Here is a 1,239-nt window from a genome sequence, read left to right on the forward strand (position 1 = left end):
GCCCATGCGTCACCGTCTGCATCCAGTGGAACAGCAGCAGGACCAGCGTGCCGGCGGAAAGATAGAGGAAGATCGACGGCGCGACGCCCGGCAACGGCGCGTCGTGGAGCGGGTCCTTGATGAAGAACACCCAGCCAAGGATCCCGCCCAGCACCGCCGCGAGCAAGCCGGGCCGCACCCCGAACAGAAAGGCAGTGACGATCACGCCGGGCAGGAAAGTGGCATAGGGCAGGCCGGGCGGCAGCATGTTCCCGATCGCCAGGCGGATCAGCAGCGCGATCCCGGTGATCGCCAGGGTCAGGCCGATCTGGAGCCAGGGCCGGTCCGCGAGAAGCGGCAGCTTCTCCGGCCAGCGAACCTCTCCATCGACCTGGGTCATCGCTCTTCTCCTGCCGCTCCGGTGATAGCACAGGCCTCGGCCCGACATGCTGATCCGCGGCAAGGCGATGCGGGTATTTCCCGGCTACTCTTTGGAAATAACAGGAAAAAGGGGCATCCGTCGCCGGATGCCCCCGGTTTCCGGGCTTTCCGATCAGAAGCGGATGCCGACGCCACCCGCGACCTGGCGGCGCTGCAGGTTGACGCTGTAGAATCGGCCATAATCGGCATAGCTGGCATCGAGGAAGGCATAGGTCTTCTTGCCGAGGCCGACTTCGACGCCGACCGAGCCCTGAATGCCGCTCTTGCTCTCCGATTCGGAGATGCCGCCCGACTTGCCCTTGAACGTGATGCTGGCATAGCCGGCCTTCACATAGAGCAGCGACTTGGTGCCGACGACGAAGCCGAGCCGGCCGCCGACGCTGAGATTGCCGGTCTCTTCGAGGCAGACGCCGCCGCCGCACAGCGAAACGCTCGACAACTCGTAATTGGCATAGGGGCCGACCACGACCTTGTTGCCGGCGCGGATGTCGACGCCGATCTCGCCGCCATAGGAAACGGCGCTGCCGATCTTCCACACGCCGCCGCTGCCGTCGCTGATCGTCGGCGTCTCATAGCCGAGGCGGGCCTCGATGCGCGGGCCGGCAAAGTCATGGGCCGGCTCGGCCCGGTCCTGGGCAAAGGCCGAAACGGGCGCGAGCAGGAGCGTGGCAGCCGCAGCCGCGAAAAGCTTGTTCATGGATTCCCCCTTTTAGAAGCGTAAGATAACGCAAATACGCACCACCCCATTGCTGGAACGGGACGGTCGGCGGGGAATAGAAACGACCCCTTTCCGGGTCCAGTGGATTTTCCGTGGATTTG

2 protein-coding genes are annotated in these 1,239 nt (G+C 64.7%); both read right to left on the minus strand.

Features of this window, described 5'->3' with window-relative positions:
• Positions 1 to 379 (minus strand): DUF4118 domain-containing protein (locus tag AB0K82_RS44565; protein ID WP_364409829.1); only part of this gene is annotated, 379 nt, incomplete at its 3' end.
• A gap of 153 nt (positions 380 to 532) precedes the next feature.
• Positions 533 to 1,117 carry an outer membrane beta-barrel protein gene (locus AB0K82_RS44570; protein WP_345849692.1) on the minus strand — a complete coding sequence of 195 codons (585 nt, stop codon included), beginning with the start codon at positions 1,115 to 1,117 and terminating at the stop codon, positions 533 to 535.
• Positions 1,118 to 1,239 lie beyond the last annotated feature (122 nt).

This window comes from Actinoallomurus sp. NPDC052274, from assembly GCF_040679475.1.
GTDB classification, from domain to species: Bacteria; Actinomycetota; Actinomycetes; order Streptosporangiales; family Streptosporangiaceae; genus Actinoallomurus; species Actinoallomurus liliacearum.

Bases quoted from the DNA above. Each gene is read 5' to 3' on its own strand.
- AB0K82_RS44570 (WP_345849692.1), bottom strand. From the start codon at position 1,117: ATGAACAAGCTTTTCGCGGCTGCGGCTGCCACGCTCCTGCTCGCGCCC.